Annotated in this window: 23 protein-coding genes; 11 read left to right on the top strand and 12 right to left on the bottom strand. The window is 40.6% G+C overall.

The features are described from left to right. Nucleotides 1-129: 129 nt before the first annotated feature. Entirely contained in the window at nt 130-894 is a 765-nt protein-coding gene (locus tag ATS74_RS07505) for a class II glutamine amidotransferase (RefSeq protein WP_058548299.1), read from the top strand. 99 nt (nt 895-993) lie between these two features. On the opposite strand, the gene ATS74_RS07500 is transcribed toward ATS74_RS07505, so the two are convergent. The 5 genes from ATS74_RS07500 to cmoA form a co-directional block, all read right to left on the bottom strand. After that, a complete protein-coding gene (locus ATS74_RS07500; RefSeq protein ID WP_373864953.1) occupies nt 994-1,800 on the bottom strand; it encodes a DUF3108 domain-containing protein in 807 nt (268 codons plus the stop codon). Next, on the bottom strand, nt 1,754-2,401 hold the full coding sequence (gene purN / locus ATS74_RS07495; RefSeq protein ID WP_058548297.1) for a phosphoribosylglycinamide formyltransferase: 648 nt from the start codon (nt 2,399-2,401) through the stop codon (nt 1,754-1,756). The genes ATS74_RS07500 and purN overlap by 47 nt, the downstream gene beginning before the upstream one ends. Continuing rightward, nucleotides 2,401-3,453, bottom strand: a complete 1,053-nt coding sequence (purM, locus tag ATS74_RS07490) for a phosphoribosylformylglycinamidine cyclo-ligase (RefSeq protein ID WP_058548296.1) — start codon at nt 3,451-3,453, stop codon at nt 2,401-2,403. The genes purN and purM overlap by 1 nt, the downstream gene beginning before the upstream one ends. Before the next feature lie 191 nt (nt 3,454-3,644). Then, a complete protein-coding gene (cmoB, locus tag ATS74_RS07485; RefSeq protein WP_058548295.1) occupies nt 3,645-4,613 on the bottom strand; it encodes a tRNA 5-methoxyuridine(34)/uridine 5-oxyacetic acid(34) synthase CmoB in 969 nt (322 codons plus the stop codon). A 12-nt stretch (nt 4,614-4,625) separates the two neighbouring features. Continuing rightward, nucleotides 4,626-5,351, bottom strand: coding sequence for a carboxy-S-adenosyl-L-methionine synthase CmoA (gene cmoA, locus ATS74_RS07480; protein WP_058548294.1), 726 nt, complete (start codon nt 5,349-5,351; stop codon nt 4,626-4,628). Between the two features lie 116 nt (nt 5,352-5,467). On the opposite strand from cmoA, the gene ATS74_RS07475 reads away from it, so the two are divergent. Next, nucleotides 5,468-6,157, top strand: a complete 690-nt coding sequence (locus ATS74_RS07475) for a DUF3334 family protein (protein ID WP_058548293.1) — start codon at nt 5,468-5,470, stop codon at nt 6,155-6,157. A gap of 247 nt (nt 6,158-6,404) precedes the next feature. On the opposite strand, the gene ATS74_RS07470 is transcribed toward ATS74_RS07475, so the two are convergent. Next, nucleotides 6,405-6,899, bottom strand: coding sequence for a M48 metallopeptidase family protein (locus ATS74_RS07470; RefSeq protein WP_058548292.1), 495 nt, complete (start codon nt 6,897-6,899; stop codon nt 6,405-6,407). A gap of 13 nt (nt 6,900-6,912) precedes the next feature. After that, nucleotides 6,913-7,761 (bottom strand): DUF72 domain-containing protein, encoded by an 849-nt coding sequence (locus ATS74_RS07465; protein ID WP_058548718.1) that lies wholly within the window; start codon nt 7,759-7,761, stop codon nt 6,913-6,915. 247 nt (nt 7,762-8,008) lie between these two features. Here ATS74_RS07465 and aspS point away from each other — a divergent pair, with 247 nt between their 5' ends. The 3 genes from aspS (at nt 8,009) to ATS74_RS07450 (ending at nt 10,803) form a co-directional block, all read left to right on the top strand. Then, nucleotides 8,009-9,787 (top strand): aspartate--tRNA ligase, encoded by a 1,779-nt coding sequence (aspS, locus tag ATS74_RS07460; RefSeq protein ID WP_058548291.1) that lies wholly within the window; start codon nt 8,009-8,011, stop codon nt 9,785-9,787. 159 nt (nt 9,788-9,946) lie between these two features. Further along, a complete protein-coding gene (locus ATS74_RS07455) occupies nt 9,947-10,177 on the top strand; it encodes a hypothetical protein (RefSeq protein ID WP_058548290.1) in 231 nt (76 codons plus the stop codon). A 29-nt stretch (nt 10,178-10,206) separates the two neighbouring features. After that, a complete protein-coding gene (locus ATS74_RS07450) occupies nt 10,207-10,803 on the top strand; it encodes a pentapeptide repeat-containing protein (RefSeq protein WP_058548289.1) in 597 nt (198 codons plus the stop codon). Between the two features lie 86 nt (nt 10,804-10,889). On the opposite strand, the gene ATS74_RS07445 is transcribed toward ATS74_RS07450, so the two are convergent. Beyond that, a complete protein-coding gene (locus ATS74_RS07445) occupies nt 10,890-11,213 on the bottom strand; it encodes a hypothetical protein (protein ID WP_058548717.1) in 324 nt (107 codons plus the stop codon). 125 nt (nt 11,214-11,338) lie between these two features. Between ATS74_RS07445 and ATS74_RS07440 the strand changes: the two genes are divergently transcribed. Further along, the gene (locus ATS74_RS07440) at nt 11,339-12,082 is read left to right on the top strand and encodes an alpha/beta hydrolase (RefSeq protein WP_058548716.1); all 744 of its coding nucleotides are present in this window, start codon (nt 11,339-11,341) and stop codon (nt 12,080-12,082) included. Between the two features lie 63 nt (nt 12,083-12,145). Here the strand turns inward: ATS74_RS07440 and ATS74_RS07435 are convergent, their stop codons facing one another. After that, nucleotides 12,146-13,348 (bottom strand): bifunctional alpha/beta hydrolase/OsmC family protein, encoded by a 1,203-nt coding sequence (locus ATS74_RS07435; RefSeq protein ID WP_058548288.1) that lies wholly within the window; start codon nt 13,346-13,348, stop codon nt 12,146-12,148. A 270-nt stretch (nt 13,349-13,618) separates the two neighbouring features. Between ATS74_RS07435 and ATS74_RS07430 the strand changes: the two genes are divergently transcribed. Next, nucleotides 13,619-14,458, top strand: coding sequence for an isopenicillin N synthase family dioxygenase (locus tag ATS74_RS07430; RefSeq protein ID WP_058548287.1), 840 nt, complete (start codon nt 13,619-13,621; stop codon nt 14,456-14,458). A 257-nt stretch (nt 14,459-14,715) separates the two neighbouring features. On the opposite strand, the gene ATS74_RS07425 is transcribed toward ATS74_RS07430, so the two are convergent. Continuing rightward, nucleotides 14,716-15,138, bottom strand: a complete 423-nt coding sequence (locus ATS74_RS07425; RefSeq protein ID WP_058548286.1) for a DUF1801 domain-containing protein — start codon at nt 15,136-15,138, stop codon at nt 14,716-14,718. A gap of 137 nt (nt 15,139-15,275) precedes the next feature. Between ATS74_RS07425 and ATS74_RS07420 the strand changes: the two genes are divergently transcribed. Further along, nucleotides 15,276-16,670 carry a DEAD/DEAH box helicase gene (locus ATS74_RS07420; protein ID WP_058548285.1) on the top strand — a complete coding sequence of 465 codons (1,395 nt, stop codon included), beginning with the start codon at nt 15,276-15,278 and terminating at the stop codon, nt 16,668-16,670. Nucleotides 16,671-16,994: 324 nt separating this feature from the next. Here the strand turns inward: ATS74_RS07420 and ATS74_RS07415 are convergent, their stop codons facing one another. After that, complete coding sequence (locus ATS74_RS07415) at nt 16,995-17,738, bottom strand: DUF3307 domain-containing protein (protein ID WP_058548284.1); 744 nt, start codon at nt 17,736-17,738, stop codon at nt 16,995-16,997. Further along, nucleotides 17,738-18,361: a hypothetical protein gene (locus ATS74_RS07410; RefSeq protein ID WP_058548283.1), complete on the bottom strand. Its 624-nt coding sequence runs from the start codon at nt 18,359-18,361 to the stop codon at nt 17,738-17,740. Before ATS74_RS07410 ends, ATS74_RS07415 begins: the two co-directional genes overlap by 1 nt. A gap of 168 nt (nt 18,362-18,529) precedes the next feature. Between ATS74_RS07410 and ATS74_RS07405 the strand changes: the two genes are divergently transcribed. The 3 genes from ATS74_RS07405 (at nt 18,530) to ATS74_RS07395 (ending at nt 21,319) form a co-directional block, all read left to right on the top strand. Further along, the gene (locus ATS74_RS07405; protein WP_058548282.1) at nt 18,530-19,033 is read left to right on the top strand and encodes a LabA-like NYN domain-containing protein; all 504 of its coding nucleotides are present in this window, start codon (nt 18,530-18,532) and stop codon (nt 19,031-19,033) included. A 174-nt stretch (nt 19,034-19,207) separates the two neighbouring features. Beyond that, on the top strand, nt 19,208-20,131 hold the full coding sequence (gene nudC / locus ATS74_RS07400; protein ID WP_058548715.1) for an NAD(+) diphosphatase: 924 nt from the start codon (nt 19,208-19,210) through the stop codon (nt 20,129-20,131). A 9-nt stretch (nt 20,132-20,140) separates the two neighbouring features. Continuing rightward, nucleotides 20,141-21,319 carry a cystathionine beta-lyase gene (locus ATS74_RS07395; RefSeq protein ID WP_058548281.1) on the top strand — a complete coding sequence of 393 codons (1,179 nt, stop codon included), beginning with the start codon at nt 20,141-20,143 and terminating at the stop codon, nt 21,317-21,319. The last annotated feature ends 52 nt before the right edge of the window (nt 21,320-21,371 follow it).

The following is a 21,371-nucleotide window of genomic DNA, read 5'->3' as shown; positions in this document are numbered from 1 at the left end:
AGTTATATTAATGAGCTAAAAATCAGTAAATCAGCTAGCCAAAAAAGGTTTTTTAAGTAAATATGTCTGCTGTAGCGCAATGTAAAGCACAGCGTTATTTATACGTATTTTTTAAGGGTTAGTTTATTAATGTGTGAATTACTTGGCATGTCAGCCAACGTACCTACCGATATTTGTTTTAGTTTTTCAGGGCTTTTAGAGCGCGGTGGCAATACCGGCCCGCATAAAGATGGTTGGGGGATTACCTTTTACGAAGGTAAAGGTTGTAGAACGTTTAAAGATCCTGAGCCAAGCTATCAATCAGAAATTGCAAAGCTCGTTAAAGCGTACCCAATTAAAAGCGTGTCGGTTATTAGCCATATTCGCCAAGGTAATCGTGGGCGAGTGTGCCTTGAGAACACCCATCCGTTTACACGCGAGCTTTGGGGCCGCGAAATCACCTATGCACACAATGGGCAGCTTTCTAATTATCACGACTTAAAACCACAGTATTATCGCCCTGTAGGAAATACCGATAGCGAACTGGCATTTTGTTGGTTGCTTGATAAAATTCGTGAAAAATACCCAAAACGCCCATCTAATATGGCGTCTGTTTTTAGGTATGCTGCTAAGCTTTCGCACACGTTGCGTGAAAAGGGCGTATTTAATATGTTGCTTACAGATGGCGTGTTTGTATTAGCGTATTGTACTAATAACTTACATTACATAACGCGCCGAGCGCCATTTGGTAAAGCAACCTTGATTGATGCTGATATGGTGGTTGATTTTAACGAAGAAACCACACCAAACGATGTAGTAACCGTAATAACCACACGCCCACTCACTAATGATGAGCGTTGGCAAAAAATGCAGCCGGGTGAGTTTGCTTTATTTAAAATGGGCGAGTTAATTTAGCGCTAAATTAAAAACATAAAAAAACGCGATGTAAAATCGCGTTTTTTTATTCAATATACACTTTTACCAGTTTGCATAATTAATTATTGCAAATATGTGTTATAGCGCCTCTACGCTAGCATCGCTTTTGTCTGCTACAGCTGCAGGAGCCGCGACAGGTTGAGTAACGGTAAACGAGTTCATTTGTACTTCAAACTGCTCCATCCCTTTTTCACCTTTCCACATACGTACTAGCATGTAATCCATTTCAGGAGCAAACCATGCAAGCGCTTGGCGTTTGTCATTATCGTATAAGCGTTTAACTTTAATGGCTTCTACATTGCCAATAGGCAACGAAATCATTTCAGTGCCTGTTACTTCAAAGTTGTAGTCGCGGCGATTACCTTTTTTATCAATAAGCGGAAACGAGAAATTAGTTTCGCCTTTTTTTAGGCCTTCACGTACTTGTACTTGGTACGAAATAGCGTCCTGAAATTCGTCAGTCCACTCGCATTTTAGCGGGTATTCGCTAGTGCTACTTGTGACCACTTTATTTTGCGTATCAAAGTCTATTTTGTAATCTTTATCTGGGCCTGTGCCTGTACGCACCATGTTGTAATGATGTGGGGTAACTTTGCCATCTTTGTATGTAAACTTTGAGGTTTCTTCGCGCGAGTCAGAAAAAATCATCCACTCTATATTGCTGTGATAAGTAAGCTCGTAGTTATTATCGCTTAATTTTTTAAGCTCACGTACGGCTTCACCATGATTTTTACCTTTGCGTAAAATATCATAGCTTGCTTGATACTGTGTTAGTTCGCCTGCAATAAGGCTAGTAGGAAGTAAAGCGCCCGCACATAATAGCAAGGCACTTATTTTTTTATTGTGGGTAGTGCGCGCCGTGTGCAGGAAGTTGTTTTTCGTCAAGAACTGCATAATCTGCTTCCATAGTAAGTCTTTGTTCACTGAACCATTTGACCACCAAAGGATAAATTATATGCTCTTGCTCGTGCACGCGCTTTGCTAATGTCTCTGCTGTATCATCCTTGAGTACAGGTATTTGCGCCTGAAGAATAACCGGACCGCCGTCTAATTCTTCAGTAACAAAGTGAACACTTACGCCATGAACATCGTCTTTTGCATCAATTGCTCTTTGGTGGGTATTCAGCCCCTGATACTTAGGCAACAAAGATGGATGAATGTTCAACATTTTTCCAACATATTTTTGCACTAAGCTAGGAGTAAGAATACGCATAAACCCAGCTAATACAACTAGATTCGGCATAAAAGAGTCGATAACGTTCATTAATTGCGCATCATAGGCTTCGCGCGAGTCAAAATCTTTATGACTCAGCACTTTTGTAGCAATACCTGCTTGTTTAGCACGCTCTAGGCCATAAGCGTCTGCTTTATTGCTAATAACAGCCGCTATATGCCCATTTATCTCGCCACGTTCGCAGGCATCAATGATGGCTTGTAAATTAGAGCCACTACCTGAGATCAAAACTACCAGACGAGTGGGTGCCATTACTTAGCACCACCTACAATTTCTACTTGCTCTTCGCCTGGCGCTGCATCATGAATTTCACCAAGGTGCCATGCATTTTCGCCTAAGTCTTTTAAAATAGTTAAGCTTTGTTCAAGTTTGTCTGCAGGGACTACTAATACCATGCCAACGCCACAGTTAAATGTACGGTACATTTCGTGAGTAGCAATGTTACCGTTTTCTTGTAGCCAGTTAAAAATACTTGGCCACTGCCAGCTATCGCCTTTAACCACTGCCTTTGCAGAGCCTGGTAACACGCGAGGAATATTTTCCCAAAAGCCACCGCCAGTAATGTGCGAAAGGGCATGCACGTCAACTTGCTTAAATAACTCAAGTAAAGGTTTTACGTAAATACGTGTAGGCTCTAATAAATGCTCGCCTAATGTTTTACCGTCAATTACTTGGTTTGTATCAGCGTTTGATACTTCAAGTACTTTACGAATTAAAGAAAAACCGTTTGAGTGAGGACCGCTAGATGCAAGCGCAATAAGCTGATCGCCTGCTGCTACTTTAGTGCCATCAATAATTTTAGATTTTTCTACTACACCGGTACAAAAGCCTGCCATGTCGTAGTCTTCACCATCATACATACCTGGCATTTCTGCTGTTTCGCCACCAATTAGGGCACAACCAGAAATCTCACAACCTTTACCAATACCGGTTACTACATCGGCTGCTGTGTCTATATCTAGTTTACCCGTTGCGTAGTAATCTAGAAAAAACAGGGGTTCAGCGCCTTGTACTATTAAATCGTTTACACACATCGCAACTAAATCAATACCAACAGTGTCGTGCTTTTTTAAATCGATAGCTAAACGAAGTTTAGTACCAACACCATCAGTACCAGCAACTAATACAGGTTGCTTATAACCTTCAGGAATTTCGCAAAGTGCGCCAAAACCACCAATTCCGCCCATAACTTCAGGACGACGAGTTTTTTTCACTACGCCTTTAATACGCTCAACAAGTGCATTACCAGCGTCGATATCTACGCCCGCGTCTTTATAGCTTAGAGACTGTTTTTGTTCGCTCACAGGTTTTCCTCAAAATAGTTGTTTTGGGTTGCTTAGAAACGCGCGTATTTTACAACAATTGCAACTGCGCGGCTAGCGCAAATGTAATTTTGAAATAATAAACAAGGACACTTGTCCGCTGCTTGTTGTTTAAATAAACAAAAAAACGCCCGCAGGCGTTTTTTTAGTAAATAAAGACGTTAAATTAACCGTTATGCTTTTGCGGTTAATATAGCTCTAAGTGGAGCGGGATAACCTTCAATGGTTTTACTTGTATCGTTTGGATCTAAAAAGTCTATTAACGACTCGTTTTCCATCCAATCGGTTTTACGTTGTTCTTCAAGCGTAGTAATTGCACAATCTTTTATTTGCACATCTTTAAAGCCAACACGCTCCATCCACAGTTTTAATGCAGCAGTACTTGGAATAAACCACACATTGCGCATTTTTGCATAGCGGTCGGTAGGCACGAGTACTGTGTTTTCATCGCCTTCAATAACTAAGGTTTCTAGCACTAACTCGCCACCCGGGCGAAGCTGCGCTTTTAACTGCGCTAAAAAATCAATTGGCGAGCGACGATGATAAAGTACCCCCATCGAAAAAACCGTATCAAAGGCTTTAAGTTCCGGTAGGGCTTCTACACCTAGTGGCAATAAATGAACGTTTTCGTCTGGGTTGTAGTGTTTAATAGCCTGAAACTGACATAAAAATAAATCAGACGGGTCAATACCCACTACAAACTCGGCGCCTTCGCCGCGCATACGCCATAAATGATAGCCAGAGCCACAACCAATATCTAACACTGTGCGGCCTTTTAATGGCTCAATATGAGGCAGGAGGCGATCCCACTTCCAATCACTGCGCCATTCGGTGTTTATTTCAATACCGTGCACACTAAAAGGGCCTTTGCGCCAAGGCATCATTCGTTTTAATAAATGCGTTGCTTGTTTTTGCTCGCCTTCGCTCATTTCTCCTAGCGCGCCAATTTCTACTTTAGTGGCGATATCAACATGAGTTGTTTTTACTTCAGGCAAATTTTTAAGTACTTTTTGCCATTTAGGTAAATCACCATGGCTTGCCTCTAACTGCCAATGTTTTAATTGAGCGGGTAGGGTTTCTAGCCAGTGGCTAAGTGGGCTTTGTGCAATTGCAGCGTAAAATTGGTTAAACCATTGAGACATAAATTACTCTTTTTATTTAATTGCTACCATTGAGCAAAAATTAAAACATTGATACCACACCTGTGTTTGGCTAAAGCCAATATCGCTTAAACGATTAAAGTGAGTGCTGAGTGTATCGGGGCGCATTACGTTTTCAATAGCAGTGCGTTTTTGGCTTATTTCAAGCTCAGAGTAGCCATTGTGACGTTTAAAGTCGTGGTGCAAATCAATTAATAAGTTATCGCATTGCTCGTTTTCGGCTTTAATTTTTTCGCTAAGTAGCAGCACGCCACCGGGCTTTAAGTTAGCGTATATTTTTTCAAGCACGGCTTGGCGCTGTGCATGGGGTATAAATTGCAGCGTAAAGTTCATTGCCACAACCGATGCGTTTTGAATTTCAAGCTCGTTAATATCGCCAAGGGTAACAGTAACCGGTACGTCCGATTTAAAACCTTGTAAATGCATTTTACAACGCTCAACCATGGCCTGTGAGTTATCAACAGCAATAATGTGGCAGTTATCAGTGCGAATATTACGGCGCATACTTAGTGTTACTGCACCTAGCGAGCAGCCTAAGTCGTACAGGTTTGAATTACTTTGTGCGTATTCGCCTGCTAATTTACCCATAGTGCTTACAATGGTGGCATAACCAGGCACAGAGCGCTGGATCATATCAGGAAATACTTCAACCACATTTTGGTCGAAGCTAAAATCTTTTACTTGTTGCTCAGAGGCGTAAATACTGTCTTTTGTGGTCACGAAGGCAGTCTCTTTAAAAATAATGGCACTATTTTAACATTTTATGCTGGATAGTCAGTGATAAATTCAGTAGCTTGGCTAGAATTATGAATAATAAGTATAAAAGAGAACGTTAAATGAGCAAAAGTAAGATCATCAGCACCGACGATATTTTAGCAACCCTATGTCATTCGGTAACAGGTGTACTCACATCAGCCAGCGGTAACAGCATTAGTTACTCTGCAATGGTACAAAAAATAACCCGCACTTGCATGCGCCCAGACATAGGCTGCTTTGTATTATTTGATGGCGGCTTTACAGGTTTAGTCGTTACCAACTTTACCTCACAAGCAGCGATGGAAATATACGGCGACTACATGCGTAACATGGGTATGCCGGAGGAAGAAATTGCCCACAGCCATTTATCAGACGACGTATCTAATGTATTAGGTGAGCTGATGAACCAAATTGTTGGTGACTTTACTTCTAAAGTGCGCGAGCAACTACATACCTCTATTACGCAAAACCAGCCAAAAATGATGGCGATTAATAAACAAGTGCAAATATCGGTAGATACCACTATGGATCGGCCACAAGCACGCCGCGTAACCTTTACAACCAGCAAACAAAATATTTTCTACCTTGAGCTGGCAATGGATAAAACAGAGTTTATTAAACTTCACGACTTTGACATTGTAGATGCAATAGACCCAGACGATATTATTGAAAACGAAGCTAAGCAAAAAGCCGAAAAAGCAAAAGCAAAGTCAAAAGAAGCAGAACAAGATGATGCCGATGATGACTTTATGGCAGGCTTAGGGCTTTAATGTTATGTAGGTTGGGTAGAGCGAAGCGAAACCCAATACGCTTTTGAGCTGTCAGTTTAAAGCTTTCAGTGATCAGTAGAAAAGTTACCAAAGAGAACGCGATGTTAAATCGCGTTTTTTATTATTGAGAACTTTGATTACGAGTTAGGTTGTATTTATATTTTCGCTGACCGCTGACCGCTGACCGCTGACCGCTGACCGCTGACCGCTGACCGCTGACCGCTGACCGCTGACCGCTGACCGCTGTTCAATACGGATTCTCTCCCATCGCTACCACTACACAAAAAATTCGTAAATCCAATTCTAATTGGTGGTAACTCGGCTCCATGTGGCAGCAAAGTTGGTAAAAGCCTTTGTTATGATCTTTTTCTTTAAAATGCGCTAATTCATGAACCACTAACGCTTTTAATAGTGGCTCGGGAGCGCGCAATAAATCGCTGTTAATCGCTAAATCGTGCTTACGGGTTTTACCTTGCATGCGGTAGGTGTGTGTACCCAATGCGTTGGTGACCATATCGCCTTGTTTTTTAAATGCAGCGCGGCCAAACGGTGGGGCGTTTTTTAAATATTGTTTTTTAAGTTCGGTGGCGTAGCTATAAAGTAGTTTATCAGTGGTTATGGTATGCGCCTGCGGGTATTTTTTAAGTAAGTAGTTACTTACTTTTTTGTTTTTAATTAGGCTTAATACCTGATCAACAATGTTTGCCGGGTAGCCGGTAAAGTAACGTGCGTATTCACTCATTTTTATTCTCTATTTAAAAAAGCGTAGGCTGGTGGGCTTCTTTTTCGCCGCTGAATGGGTTTAATACTGGGTGATTATACCCTAGGTCTTCACAAAATTGCCTGGCAAGTAATGGGGATTCACGGTTATCGGCGGTATGAAAAAACACATACGGCGTTTTACCCTCATCAATCCATTGTTTTACTTTACCAAGCCACGGTTTATAAAAGGATTTATAGTCGTTTTGTAAATCGGCTATGACAAAACGCGCCATCGGCTGTGAGCCAGTAGCTATTGCATGTACAGGTAAGTGCGGCTTTTTTTGTTGTGCATCTATTAAAGCCTCGGTGGTTGGCTTAACTGCAAAAAGCGCCCGCGTATCCATAGAAATACGATTTATGTTATTTGCTATTAATAGTTGGTTAAGTGCTACCTCGGCTTCGCCTTTTTTAAAAAACTCAGTATGGCGTACTTCTACCCCGTAATTTAGCTCCTTGGGGAGTAAGCTAATAAACTGGGCGAGTTTAGGTAAGTCGTTTGGGCCAAATGCTTTGGGTAATTGCAGCATTATTTGCCCTGTTTTTTCAAGTATTGGAGCAAATAACGTAAGCCAATCGGTAAGCTCTGTTTGAATGTTACTAAGCTGCAGTTCGTGGCTAAAGCGACGATGAAATTTAAACGTAAATTTAAAATCGTCGGGTACGCTATTTGCCCAGCGCAATACGGTGCTTGGCGATGGGTCGGCGTAAAAGCTAGTATTGCCTTCAACTGAATTAAAATGCTGGGCGTATTGGCTAAGCATATCGGCGTTTTTACAGTGGCTTGAAAATAAATTGCCTTTCCACGCGTTACTCGACCACTGAGGGCATCCAATATATAACATAAAAATAGCGGGTAAATGACTTTGTGGCGCCAGTGTAGCAAATACATACCATGCTTGCTTTAAATTAACATTGCAAAGGTAAACACGCCCTAGCATCTTAATGCTAGTTGAGTATAATGCAGGGCTTAATTTGATTATTTTTAGATTGCTAACGGCTTTATTTGTATTGTGGTGACCTGTATTTTAAATCACACGCCTTAAAACAAATAACTTTAACCGTTTAAGCCTTTTATCTGACAGGAAAACTATGCGCTCTATATATTGCGGACAGCTAAATAAAACTCACGTAGATCAAGAAGTTGAGCTATGTGGCTGGATCAACAAACGACGTGACCTTGGTGGACTTATCTTTGTCGATTTACGCGATAGAGAAGGTTTAGTACAAGTTGTATTCGATTCTGACATTGAAGAATTAATGAGCTCTGCTAATACACTTCGTCAAGAATTTTGTGTTCAGTTAAAAGGTATTGTTCGCGCACGTCCAGACAGCCAAGTAAATAAAGACATGGCGACTGGCGAAATCGAAATTTTAGGTAAAGAGCTTACTATTATTAACCGCTCTGAACCGCTGCCACTTGATTTTAACCAAGTAAACTCAGAAGAGCGCCGTTTAAAGTATCGTTACTTAGATTTACGTCGCCTTGAAATGAGCGACCGTATTAAATTACGTGCTAAAGCAAGCAGCTTTGTTCGTCGCTTTTTAGATGAAAACGGCTTTTTAGATATCGAAACACCAGTACTAACTAAAGCAACGCCAGAAGGCGCACGCGATTATTTAGTACCGAGCCGAGTTCATAAAGGTAGCTTTTACGCTTTACCACAGTCTCCACAGTTGTTTAAGCAATTGTTGATGATGTCGGGTTTTGACCGTTACTACCAAATTGTAAAATGTTTCCGTGATGAAGATTTACGTGCCGATCGCCAACCTGAATTTACTCAAATAGATTTAGAAACCTCGTTCATGAGCTCTGATCAAGTACGTGGCATGACTGAAAAAATGATTCGTGAGATGTGGCAATCATTATTAAACGTTGATTTAGGCGACTTCCCAATTATGCCTTACAGCGAGGCAATGAGCCTTTACGGTTCTGATAAGCCAGATTTACGTAACCCGATGAAATTAGTTGATGTTGCAGATTTAGTGAAAGATGTAGAGTTTAATGTTTTCTCGGGTCCGGCTAATGATGAAAAAGGCCGTGTTGCTGTATTAACAGTACCAGGTGGCGCTAAGCTTTCGCGTAAACAACTTGACGATTACACTAAGTTTATTGGTATTTACGGCGCTAAAGGCATGGCGTGGATGAAAGTAAACGACCGTGATGCAGGCGCTGAAGGCGTTCAATCTCCAGTGGCTAAGTTTTTAAACGAAGAGGTAATTACCCAGTTACTTGAGCGTACTAACGCACAAACTGGCGATATTATTTTATTTGGTGCCGATAAACGTAACGTTGTAAACGAAGCAATGGGCGCGCTTCGCTTGAAGATTGGTGTTGATTTAGAAATCACTAACCTTGATAGCTGGGCTCCGCTTTGGGTTGTTGATTTCCCAATGTTTGAAGAAGATGACGAAGGCACGTTACATGCTGTGCATCATCCATTCACCGCACCAAAAGATATTAGTGCAAGTGAGCTTGAAGCAAGCCCTGCAGCGGCTATTTCAGATGCCTACGACATGGTATTAAACGGCTACGAAGTAGGTGGTGGTTCGGTACGTATTCACAATGCAGATATGCAAGAAGCCGCATTTAGAATTTTAGGTATTGATGCACAAGAGCAGCAAGATAAGTTTGGCTTTTTACTTGATGCACTTAAATATGGTACACCGCCGCACGCAGGTTTAGCATTTGGCCTTGACCGCCTAGTAATGCTTTTATGTGGTACAGATAACATTCGTGACGTTATTGCTTTCCCTAAAACAACTCAAGCGTCATGTTTATTAACTAACGCGCCTAGCAAAGCTAATAGCGATTCGCTTACTGAGCTTGCTATTAACGTAGTAGAAAAAGCAATTCCTAGCGAAGAGTAATTTGCTTAGCTTATTTGCTTTTAGCTAAATTTAAAAACCCATAAGTTATTGCTTAGGGGTTTTTTTATAGCTAAATTATAGTTAGTTTACTATTTGTACTAATCCACCATGACATTTAATTAAGCGAATTGGTATTTAGCACTTTGAAAAGGAATTCTTATGTCGTTCAATCTAACTTTATTTGGTGAGTTTTTAGCTTTTTTTATTGTGTTGTGCGTGCCTATTTTTGCTGTAGCGAGTTACAAAATAGGTAAACGAAAAAGTACCATGCCCGCTGTGTTAGCCTTTGTTGGTGGGTGCTTAGCGCTATTTCCGTTATTTGCTTTAATTTTTATAGCGTTGTTAGCACTTAAAAAAGACTTACCTAAAAATAACCCCTATGCCCATTAAATACACCTAATTACGGACAAGTACAAACAGTGTTAATTTCTAACAATAAGCATTATTACGATCAGCAATTTAGTACCTTGCAGTTAGCAGAGCAAGCAATTGAAAATACTGAATTTGAAGAGTGTACGTTTATAGAATGTGATTTATCGCAGGCGCACTTTAAAACGTGCCGATTTATACAGTGCAACTTTAAAAATTGTAATCTGTCGTCAGTCAAGTGGGGGTATAGCTCGCTTGAAGATGTAAGTTTTAGCCATTGTAAGTTAAACAGCGTGCAATGGGGCGATGCAGATTGGGGAGCGCTAAGTATAAATGCGCCAGTGAGCTTTAATAGTTGTGAGCTCAGTAACAGCTCTTTTTTTGAATTAACTTTAAAATCTCTAAAATTAATTCACTGCTATGCAAAAAACGTTGATTTTAGACATGCCGATTTAAAGCAAAGTAAATTTACTGGGACAGATTTTCGCGATAGTGAGTTTCTTCAAACCAATTTAACTAAGTGTGACTTTGTTGGCGCAACTGAGTTTAATATTGATTTAAACAATAATATATTAGCGGGCGCTAAGTTTGAGCGCTTTGAAGCACTTAATTTGCTTACAAGCCTTGATATAGAACTGTGTGACTAATTTACGTTATTTAGAAGCTGCAAAGTGCGAGCTTCTAAATAATGAATAACCTAGCATAGAGGTTAAACAGTCGCTTTAGCTAGGTATTAACAGCTAGGGCCATTTTTGTTACGTGCACTTGCAAGTGCACGCGCAATTTCAAGCAGTGCAGGGGTAATATCATCAGCGCCGTCTTTAACAAGCTTAGTTACATCACCCGATGAATATAAGCTATCGCGCGGCGACTTAATACCTAACTCACGAACAAAGTCTTTTGTTTTGCCTGTGCTGCCTGTTTCAATAAATTTAAAAATAATACGCTCGTTATTACTTTTAGGCTCGGCCTGTAACACGGCGATTTCTTCTTTGTAGGTTTCTATTCGACTTTGCAAAATGTCGATACGTTGTTCAATGGTGCTGTATGATTTCATGGGGTACTTTTCTAAATTAACTAAGAATAATACGCGTATTATCGCATACATTAGCAATGGCGCGCGCTAACCTTTATAGTAAAAGTTATTTTTATTTAAAAACAATAGTTTATATAAGTTTAAACATGCATAAAATAATAAAAAAGTTAATAACATTAAGCGCACTTAGCCTAAGCGCGAGTTTAATTTCACCTTTTAGCTTTGCACAAGACGATGTACTAGTAGATCAAAGTCGCAATCGAACCATTCCTGTCAATATCACACTTCCAAATAACAGTAATACATGCAGCGCGCAGATAAAGTGCCCTGTAGCTTTTATTAATGCGGGCTACGGCATTAGCCACAATGAATACACGTTTGCCAGTAAGCTGTTTAATGCAAAAGGTTATTTAAGCATTGCAGTAGCGCATGAATTTAAAACCGACCCTGCGCTTAATCGTATGCAGCCATATTTAACCACCCGCATGGAAAACTGGCACCGCGGTGTAGTAACACTTAAGTTTTTAGTTAATCAGCTAAGTGAGCAATACCCTGAGTATGATTTTACTAAACTTACTTTGTTTGGGCACTCTAACGGCGGTGATATATCAGCTTTATACGCTTCAATTTATCCAGGAGAAGTAAACCAAGTAATTACACTGGATCACCGTCGCATGTTGATCCCACGTAATAAAAATACACGCGTACTGACATTGCGCGGTAGTGATTACCCCGCTGATGCAAACGTGTTATTAAACGGTACAGAGCTTAAAGAGTTTCCTGTTAGCCAAATAACGATAGAAAAATCGCGCCATAATGATATGTACGATGGCGGGCCAAAATGGCTGGTGGATAGAATGAGTAAAGAAGTAGGGGCGTTTTTAAATTAATAAAACTTGTAGAGCTTTACTTTATTAGATAGCGCAGCCATGGCTGCGCTATTTTTATTTTAGTTACTCAACTAACTCACTGACAACAAGTGGGCTGTTATGCAGGGTTTTATGCACGGGGCATTTGTCGGCTATTTCTAGCAGACGTTGGCGCTGTGCTTCGGTTAAATCGCCACGTAGGGTAATTTTACGGGTGATGGCTTCAAGGTTTTGCGTGCATTCACCGTTGTCGCAATCTTTGTAATAGTCACGCGTGTGTTCAAGCTCTACTTTTACATGATCAAGCGGCAGCTTTTTTAATGTTGCGTACATACGCAGTGTCATCGAGGTACATGCGCCTAAACCCGCGAGTATATGATCGTATGGATCAGGGCCTAAATTATTGCCGCCTACCTTTAATGGTTCGTCGGCTAGCCAGGTATGGTCTTTTGTACTTACGTGCTGGGTAAAAATATGGTCTTTTTCTTCTACTAAGACTTTTCCACCTTCTAATTTTGCACTGTAGCCGGCTTTATCATATTTAACATATCGGTTTGCCCAATTAGCAATAATAGTCGCTGCGTAATCGGCGTCATTTTTATTGCTTAATAAGTGATCGGCGCTATCTAGGCTTATAAAACTTTTAGGATGTTTAGCTGATGCGTAAATTTTTTCGGCTTCAGAAATATTCACTGTTGCATCAACAGGGGAGTGCATAACCAATAGCGCGCGTTTTAATTTGCTTATATGGCTACGATCGTATTTTGCTATGTCGTCTACAAATTGCTTTTTAATGGTAAACTCACGACCAGCTAAGCTTACTTTAGCTTCACCCGCGGCGTTAATTTCATCTAAATGCGCTTCAAAATTATGCGCTACATGCTGCGCATCTGATGGTGCTCCAATAGTTGTAATCGCTGATATTTCTGGAATGTGTTCAGCGGCAGCAAGTACGGCTGCGCCGCCTAAGCTGTGGCCAATTAATAACTGTGGGGCTTCGAAGTTTTTACGTAAGTGATCGGCTGCGGCAACTAAGTCTTGAATGTTTGAAGAAAAATTACTGTTGGCAAAGTCGCCATCGCTATTACCAAGGCCGGTAAAATCAAAACGCAGTACGGCTATGCCTTGTAGCGTTAATGCTCGGCTAATACGCGTTGCGGCAGCAATATCTTTACCGCAAGTAAAGCAGTGGGCAAAGAGTGCATAAAATTTTATGTCGCCTGATGGGCGTTCGAGTTGGCCGGCAAGTTCTAAATCACCGCTTTTAAAAGATACTTTTTGTCGCATGGATGAGCCTTAGTGTCACAATTAAATACGTTACAATGATAGACCAGATATAAGCACTAATGTGTGCAAAATCAATGTTTATTATACTTTGATCTCGATCAAGCAAACTGCTTACTAAATGGCCTTGCGGACATTTGTCCTTATGTTTTTGGGGCGGTTTGTCTATCCTCGCACAGCGCTATAATGAAGGCTTTGCTATTTTATCTTGGCATTTTAGCTATTATATTTTAAAGCAGTTCACTTCTAACAACCTATTCACTGGAACGTACAATGCAATTACCTACTGTTGATTATAAAGCTCCCGATGCGGCTGCTCACTTTGTTGAATCGTTAAGAAATACTGGCTTTGGTGTATTAAAAAATCACCCAATCCCACAATCTTTAGTTGAGTCTATTTATAAAAATTGGCAAGACTTTTTTAACTCAGAGCAAAAGCACGACTTTTTATTCTCTAAAGAGACTCAAGACGGTTATTTTCCGCCTTCAGTATCTGAAGTAGCGAAAGGCTTTACAATAAAAGACATTAAAGAGTACTTTCATGTTTACCCTAAAGGCCGTGTTCCAGAGCAGCTCGAAGCTGACGTACGTGAGTACTACCGCTTAGCTAACGAATTTGCTGCAACGCTTTTAAGTTGGGTTCAAGCAGAAGCTCCTGCAGATGTACGTGCTAAGTTTTCTATTGATTTAAAAGACATGATTGCTGATTCTGAGCAAACATTATTACGTATCCTTCATTACCCACCAATGACGGGTGACGAAGAGCCTGGTGCTATTCGCGCCGCTGCACATGGTGATATTAACTTATTAACTGTATTACCGGCGTCTAACGAGCCTGGTTTACAAGTTCAAAAAACAGATGGCGGTTGGTTAGATGTACCATGTGATTTTGGCAGCTTAATTATTAATATTGGTGACATGCTTCAAGAAGCGTCGGGTGGTTATTTCCCATCGACTATTCACCGTGTAATTAACCCAACGGGTAAAGCGTCTAGTAAGTCGCGTATTTCGTTGCCACTATTTTTACACCCACGTCCTGATGTTGTGCTTTCTGAGCGCTACACTGCAGATAGTTACTTGCAAGAGCGTTTGCGCGAGCTAGGTGTTAAGTAATATTATATTTATTGAGTTAAATATAAACAAAAGCGGCTTTTAGCCGCTTTTGTTGTTTTAAGCAAGGTTATATCAATTCGCAATAATACTTAATCATTTTGCGGGGCTAAACGTGTTGCTACATGCGTTAAAAAATGCTCATTTATGACTGCATGAATGCAGAGCAATTGCCGAGAACAACTAAATAGAAAATTTTGCCAAGCTTTCAACACGTTTTTCCAGCCTCAAAATTGATCACTTAATTAAGCAGATTGGTATTAATTTTTTGGGTATGTTTGCCTCATTATTAAAACCGACTCAGCAATTATTTGCTCAAGTATAGCTAAATCGATATTTTCTAATTTCGTCACGTACAAACAGCTTTTACCTAGGCTATGTTTACCAAGCTTATCTAATAATGCCGCTATTTTAGGGTGATCAAACCCGGGCATAATATAAATAGAAAGCTTAGTTTTACGTGGTGAAAAGCCGGTGATTGGCCATTCGCCTGTACGGCCTGAGTCGTATTTATAGTTGTAGTGATCAAAGCCTATAATATCTTTACCCCATATAACGGGCTTTGACTGCGTTACTTTTTCAAACAGTGCTAGTAAGGTTTGTGTGTCTTCAATACGTTTTGAATCTATACTTTCTAGGCATTGCTTAAGTGTTATTTGATTAGCTTTAGTTTTTAATGTCATAGCGTTGATTTGTATTGTTATTAGCTACTTTTAAGGTTAGCACTTAATTTGCTAAGTGAATATTTCCATGCATTTCTAAGTTAGTTGCGTATAATGCGCCCTTGGCCGGTTTGGCCTCTATTTTATTGAGAGATTTTATGAGTTTTGATGGTTTAGGTTTATCACAGTCTTTAGTTAATGCGGTTTTAGAAAAGGGCTATGAAACGCCAACGCCTATTCAGGCTCAAGCAATTCCTGCAATTATTGAACGTCGCGATGTTATGGCGGCTGCGCAAACAGGTACTGGTAAAACCGCAGGTTTTACGTTACCGCTAATTGAGCGTTTATCGTCGGGCCCTAAAGCTAAAAGCAATCACGTACGTGCACTTATATTAGCGCCAACTCGTGAGCTTGCATTGCAAGTTAGCGAAAACGTAGAAGAGTATGCTAAGCACTCTGACGTAAGTTCGTTTGTAGTGTATGGCGGTGTTAAAATTAACCCGCAAATGCAGCGCCTTCGTAAAGGGGTTGATATTTTAGTAGCCACGCCGGGTCGATTAATTGATTTACATAATCAAAATGCAGTTAAGTTTGATAGTGTTGAAGTACTCGTGCTTGATGAAGCTGACCGCATGCTTGATATGGGCTTTATTCACGATATTAAACGCCTTATTGCTAAAATGCCTGCTAAACGCCAAAATCTTATGTTCTCAGCAACATTTTCAGATGATATCCGTGCATTAGCAAAAGGCCTAATAAACGATCCTGTTGAAATTTCAGTTGCAGCAAAAAACACCACGGCTAAAAGTGTAACGCAAAGTGTTTATGCAGTAGACAAACCACGTAAAACAGCATTATTAAGCCACTTAATTCGTAGCAACGATTGGCAGCAAGTTTTAGTATTTAGCCGCACTAAACACGGCGCTAACCGCTTGGTTAAACAACTTGAGCGCGACGATATAGTAGGCGCAGCTATTCATGGTAATAAATCACAAGGCGCACGTGTAAAAGCACTTGATGGTTTTAAAAGCGGAGAAGTACGTGTACTTGTAGCGACTGATATTGTGGCACGCGGCCTTGATATTGTTGAGCTTCCGCATGTTGTTAACTATGACTTACCAAATGTATATGAAGATTACGTACACCGTATTGGTCGTACAGGTCGTGCTGGTGCGTCTGGTCATGCGATTTCGTTTGTAACAACTGAAGATGCAGTAGATTTATACGGCATTGAGCGCTTTATTGGAGAGCTTATTCCTCGTGCTGAAGAAGAAGGTTTTGAACCAGTAAACCCAGTAGCTGAGCGTGCATTAGATGCTCGCCCGTTACCAGCTAAAAAGCCTAAGAAAAAACAGCCTTTCAATAAACCTAAATCTGATAGCAGCAAGCCTAACAGTAAAAAGCCAAACAATGGCGGTAATGGTACAGGCCCTCGTCGTGGTGGTTCTAAAAAGCCAGCAGCCAAAACAGATGATAATGCACAAAACCCATGGGCAAAACGCCAATCGGTTGGTGGTAATGGGCAGCGCCGTCGTCGCACAAATAACGATTAATCATTATTAATGATTGTATTGGCCTTTAACTAAACGCTAATACAAAAAACGCGCTACCTTTTTAATAAAAGTAGCGCGTTTTTTATTATCTGTAATTTATACTTATACCAATCTGCTTATATACGGGGTCTATTTAACGTTAAGAAAATTACGTTAGAACTAGGCAAAAATTTTTGTATCTAGTTGTTCTCGGCAATTGCTCCCTGCATTGCTCTACCTCCTGCATCCATGCAGTCGTAAATAAAAAATTTTTAACGACGTTATAGTGCAATTTAATTCGTTAAATTGATCAAAGATTTATGCAGGTTGGTATTACTGTACTGCCTACCTAATCAAATAGATAACGCCTAATCCTATAAACAGGGTAACACTTACACTTAATAAGGTGCCTAGCATTACATATTCGGTGAGCTTTTTATCTTTACTGGCACTTAAATCGCCAAACCTAAATACCGACTTTGCAGCGAGCAAAAAGCCAAGCCCCGCAAATTGATCAAGTAATATAAAGCTCAGCATTAATACACGCTCTATCATGCCAATGCTTTGCCCAGCCAATGCCAAGCTGCCTTCACTTGAAAAGTTAGCGGTGAGCCTCTCTAGCATCATTCTTATAAATACGGCACTTGGGCTTAATATAATTAAATATCCGCATACAACCCAGAGTACTTTAGGGTTTGTGGCAAGTGCGCTTACGTAAGCGATTAAACTTTGGTTATCGGTTATATAAATACACAGCGCTATTATTACGGCTATATGCGCTATTTGGTCGAGTAAAAACGGCACAACCCCTTTATTTGAATACGACTTAGCAATATCAATAAAGTAATGGCTAAGCATAATTACAGCTGTGGCAAGTAACACAGTACTTAGTTGCTGCCAGCCAAATGTATATTCCCAAAGAGTAAGAATTATAGCGCTCGTAATGCCATGAACTAGCACATGAAAGTAGAGCTTTTTAGCCTTAAAGTGGCGGGTATTTCTATCGTTTACCCAGCTCATAGGTTGCCAGTAAAAGTCAGCGAGAAGGTGGCCAATAATAAGCGCCACGAGCAATAACGAAAATGCCATTATATAACTCCTTTTACTATCGTTTTTATAACTTGCTCACTGTGAACTATAAAGCGCTCTATAAGTTGGTAATTGGCTAAATTAAGCAGCTTAGTAACGTTTTCGCGGCTAGTATTTAGCTCTTTAGCAAGTGCTGCATGGCTGTTATCTGTGTGCGTTAAATACACGTATAAAGCGTTGGCCTGCTTTTGCGTTATTTTGCTCAGCAAGGTATCAGCAAAGGCGAGATTAAGGTCAAAGCTTTCACCTACTGTTTGCTGTGCAATAGTAAAAACAAAGCGCTGGTTAGTTATTTTATCTAGGCCTTGCCCTGAAAGTACAAACGCAGACCCCGTTGCGGTTTTAATGTCACTGCGTGGGTTATCAATGCTGCCAAGTGCCATGCTTTGCCTAAGCTCATATCCGGCCAACTTTAAATGCAGGTAAATTAAAATCGCGGTTTTAATTATTTCTTCACTTTGGTTTATTTGCAGTTGAAATGCATCACCCCGGTAAATGTTCCAAAGCGTTGTTTTATTACAAACTGTACGCAAACTTTGCTCTAGTTGATAAAGCATGGCATCGTACTGCTGCTTAGGTATTTTTTGCGATTTAATGATATCGCCGCTGATCACACCAATCATAAAAATCCAATAAGTAACCAATTTAGGTTACATAGGCCTAAGTAACCAAATTTGGTTACATTTAATTAAGTAACCAATTTAGGTTACTTAAAGCATAATTGCAAGGAACACTCATTTATGGCGCCAACGTTAATTGGGCCATTTGCCTTTATCCACTTAGGAAAATAAATGACTTCACATAACGAGCCGCAAAACAATAAACCCCGTGTTGGTATTTTTGTTGATGTACAAAATATTTATTACACGTGCCGTGAGAGCTACCGCAAAAATTTTGATTACAATGCCTTTTGGGCGCAAATGAAACAGCAATACACAATTGATTGTGCTTTTGCGTATGCAATTCATCGTGGTGATGAAAAACAAAATCAGTTTCAAAACATTTTGCGGGCCATTGGCTTTGAGGTAAAACTTAAGCCTTTTATTCAGCGTCGTGATGGCAGCGCGAAGGGCGATTGGGACGTAGGCATAACGATAGACATGCTAGAGCAAGGTAAAAACCTCGATAAAGTTATTTTACTCTCTGGCGATGGTGACTTTGCTTTATTATTGGGGCATTTAAAACACCAATATAATGTACCATGCGATGTGTACGGCGCCGATAAGTTAACCGCCGAAGTGCTTAAACAAAGTGCTGAGCAGTTTCATGTAATTGACAATTCCTTACTCCTTTAACAGTAAAAAATAGTTAAAAAAGAGCAAGCTAAGTGCCTGCAACATGAGAGATTTTAATACAAAGCCGTTATAGATTAATAAAGCCTTATATAGGCTTTTTTTATTGCTGTAATCAATTGGGTTTGCTAAATGATTATGGTAATTTTAAAGCATAACGAGTTACCAAGGACTTACATGCTTCATTACAGCAACATGCCACTAGATAGAGGTTCTAATTTTCGTAAAGACGCTGCGTGGTTAAGCGCAAAAATGTCGGCGCAAAGTAAGTGGCTTTTGGTTAATAATAACCATACATTGTTTTATAAAAATTCCCCACAGGTGTGCTATTTAACACACCAACAAATTGCCCATTTAGATTTATCAGATGCGCTGTTTTTAGGTTCAAATGACGAGCAACACGGTGTATTTGCACTTGATGTGTCGGCCATACACGATGACGAGCTAGCCCCAATTATTGGCGATGCGCAATTTTTTGATATTCGCCAATATGGTCCACAAGTGGCTATGCAAGATGGCTCAATTGCGGCACTAGCGCGTGGTTTATGCTACTGGCACGCAACACATAGCTTTTGCGGTCGTTGTGGCAGTAAAAATAAGTTAGTTGAAGCAGGGCATTCACGTTTATGTGAAAACGAGCACTGTAAACACCCTACATTTCCACGCACTGATCCGGCGGTAATTATGGTGGTTACAAAAGTATTTGCCGATGGCGTAGAGCGCTGTTTACTTGGCCGCCAAGCAATATGGCAGCAAGGTATGTATTCATCGCTTGCTGGGTTTGTTGACCCAGGTGAAACACTTGAACAAGCGGTTGCCCGTGAAGTAAAAGAAGAGGCGGGCGTTGATGTTGAAAATGTACGTTATATTGCCTCTCAGCCTTGGCCGTTTCCTTCATCTATTATGCTTGGCTTTATTGCACAGGCTAAAACAGAGCAAATTAACGTAGATAAAAACGAATTAGACGATGCTAAATGGTTTACCCGCGAAGAGGTCGCCGAGTTTGGCAATATGGGCGACGAGGGCGAGCATTATAAGCTTCCACGAGTTGACTCTATTTCACGCTTTTTAATTGAGCAATGGCTTTCAAATAAGGTTTAAGGATTGATAATGTCGAGCAAAAATAAAAACACTCAATTAGTGTCATCAGGGCGCAAAAAAGCCTATACCCATGGCGTAGTAAACCCGGTAGTGCAACGTGCTTCTACCATTGTATTTGATAGCGTGGCCGATTTAAAAGAAGCCGCTAAAACGCGTGGTGATAAAACTTTATTTTATGGTCGCCGTGGCACAAGTACGCATTTTGCCCTGCAAGAAGCCATTACTGAGCTTGAGGGCGGCGAAGGCTGCGCGTTATACCCATGCGGTGCAGCGGCGATTAGCCAAGCGTTGCTGTCGTTTGTTAAAGCGGGCGATCATATCTTAATGGTTGATAACGTGTATGAGCCAACGCGCGATTTTTGCGATAAAATTTTAGCAGGCCTTGGGGTAACAACCACTTACTACCCACCAACTATTGGTGCGGGTATTAAAGAGTATATACAGTCAAATACTAAGGTATTGTTTTTAGAATCTCCGGGCTCTATAACCATGGAAATACAAGATGTACCAGCCATGGTAAAGGTAGCAAACGAGCATAATATTATGACCATGCTTGATAACACCTACGGTAATGGATTGCACTACCGCCCATTAGAGCATGGGGTAGATATTAGTATACAAGCGGCAACAAAATATATTGTAGGCCACTCAGATGTAATGATGGGTGTGGCGGTTGCCAATAAAAAATACTGGCCGACCCTTCGAGAACACTCTTATTTACTAGGCCAGTGTACCAGCGCCGATGATGCATATTTAGCCCTTAGAGGCTTGCGTACAATGGGCGTGCGTTTAAATCAACATGAAAAAGCAGCCATAGAGGTTGCCAAATGGCTTGAGCAACATGAGCTTGTTGATCACATTCGCCACCCTGCATTTGAAACCTGCCCAGGGCATGAGTTTTTTAAACGCGACTTTGATGGCAGCAACGGCTTGTTTTCATTTGTAATGAAAACCGGCAATCAAAAAGCAATTGATGCATTTTTAGATAGCCTTGAGCACATTAAAATGGGCTTTTCGTGGGGCGGTTTTGAAAGTTTAGTAACGGCTAATTTAACCATGAAAGGACTTCGCTCAAAAACCGGCTGGGATTTAGGCCCTGTTATACGCTTGCACATTGGCCTTGAAGACGTTGATGATTTAATTAGCGACTTAAGCCAAGCGCTTGAGGTATACAAAAAGCATTTATAAAATTTAACCAAAATAAACGATGTTTGGCCTGTTACATTTAAATGGTTTGTTA

This window comes from Pseudoalteromonas sp. H103 (assembly GCF_001469205.1).
Taxonomy (GTDB): domain Bacteria; phylum Pseudomonadota; class Gammaproteobacteria; order Enterobacterales; family Alteromonadaceae; genus Pseudoalteromonas; species Pseudoalteromonas carrageenovora.
Note: the sequence above shows the minus strand (reverse complement) of the source record. Positions and strands in the feature narration are given on the sequence as shown.

Coding starts and splice junctions, on each gene's coding strand:
- ATS74_RS07465 (WP_058548718.1), bottom strand. CDS start 7,761: ATGTTATATATTGGATGCCCTCAGTGGTCGAGTAACGCGTGGAAAGGC.
- nudC (WP_058548715.1), top strand. CDS start 19,208: ATGCTTCATTACAGCAACATGCCACTAGATAGAGGTTCTAATTTTCGT.
- ATS74_RS07475 (WP_058548293.1), top strand. CDS start 5,468: ATGAGCAAAAGTAAGATCATCAGCACCGACGATATTTTAGCAACCCTA.
- ATS74_RS07445 (WP_058548717.1), bottom strand. CDS start 11,213: ATGAAATCATACAGCACCATTGAACAACGTATCGACATTTTGCAAAGT.
- ATS74_RS07420 (WP_058548285.1), top strand. CDS start 15,276: ATGAGTTTTGATGGTTTAGGTTTATCACAGTCTTTAGTTAATGCGGTT.
- aspS (WP_058548291.1), top strand. CDS start 8,009: ATGCGCTCTATATATTGCGGACAGCTAAATAAAACTCACGTAGATCAA.
- ATS74_RS07395 (WP_058548281.1), top strand. CDS start 20,141: ATGTCGAGCAAAAATAAAAACACTCAATTAGTGTCATCAGGGCGCAAA.
- ATS74_RS07505 (WP_058548299.1), top strand. CDS start 130: ATGTGTGAATTACTTGGCATGTCAGCCAACGTACCTACCGATATTTGT.
- ATS74_RS07455 (WP_058548290.1), top strand. CDS start 9,947: ATGTCGTTCAATCTAACTTTATTTGGTGAGTTTTTAGCTTTTTTTATT.
- purN (WP_058548297.1), bottom strand. CDS start 2,401: ATGGCACCCACTCGTCTGGTAGTTTTGATCTCAGGTAGTGGCTCTAAT.
- ATS74_RS07435 (WP_058548288.1), bottom strand. CDS start 13,348: ATGCGACAAAAAGTATCTTTTAAAAGCGGTGATTTAGAACTTGCCGGC.
- ATS74_RS07415 (WP_058548284.1), bottom strand. CDS start 17,738: ATGGCATTTTCGTTATTGCTCGTGGCGCTTATTATTGGCCACCTTCTC.
- ATS74_RS07470 (WP_058548292.1), bottom strand. CDS start 6,899: ATGAGTGAATACGCACGTTACTTTACCGGCTACCCGGCAAACATTGTT.
- ATS74_RS07410 (WP_058548283.1), bottom strand. CDS start 18,361: ATGATTGGTGTGATCAGCGGCGATATCATTAAATCGCAAAAAATACCT.
- ATS74_RS07425 (WP_058548286.1), bottom strand. CDS start 15,138: ATGACATTAAAAACTAAAGCTAATCAAATAACACTTAAGCAATGCCTA.
- ATS74_RS07440 (WP_058548716.1), top strand. CDS start 11,339: ATGCATAAAATAATAAAAAAGTTAATAACATTAAGCGCACTTAGCCTA.
- ATS74_RS07405 (WP_058548282.1), top strand. CDS start 18,530: ATGACTTCACATAACGAGCCGCAAAACAATAAACCCCGTGTTGGTATT.
- cmoB (WP_058548295.1), bottom strand. CDS start 4,613: ATGTCTCAATGGTTTAACCAATTTTACGCTGCAATTGCACAAAGCCCA.
- ATS74_RS07430 (WP_058548287.1), top strand. CDS start 13,619: ATGCAATTACCTACTGTTGATTATAAAGCTCCCGATGCGGCTGCTCAC.